Source organism: Streptomyces sp. ADMS, from assembly GCF_033441795.1.
Classification (GTDB): Bacteria; Actinomycetota; Actinomycetes; order Streptomycetales; family Streptomycetaceae; genus Streptomyces.
This window is the reverse complement of sequence record NZ_JAVFVX010000648.1, coordinates 1-231: the sequence shown is the minus strand read 5'-3', so window position 1 is coordinate 231 and position 231 is coordinate 1. Positions and strand designations below refer to the sequence as shown.

At 67.5% G+C, this 231-nt stretch carries 1 protein-coding gene; it reads right to left on the bottom strand.

Features of this window, described 5'->3' with window-relative positions:
• The coding region (locus tag RB628_RS42335) for a hypothetical protein (RefSeq protein WP_318325877.1) at window positions 1-204 on the bottom strand (204 nt) is incomplete at its 3' end.
• Between the last annotated feature and the right edge of the window lie 27 nt (window positions 205-231).

Here is a 231-nt window from a genome sequence, read left to right as displayed (position 1 = left end):
CGGCATGGCCCGCATCGTCGGTGAAGTGATGACCTGTGACGTCGTCGAGGCGCGCTGGTAGAGCCGTTCATGGACATCGTGCGGCTGCTGGACCGGCATCGGAACAGCGGGCTGCCCATCGTGGACGACGACAAGCTCGTCGAAGTGGTCTGCGAGACCGAACTGATCCGCCGCGAGCGGCCCGGTCCCCAGACGCCCGGGCACGACGGTTCCGGATCCCCGCACTGAACC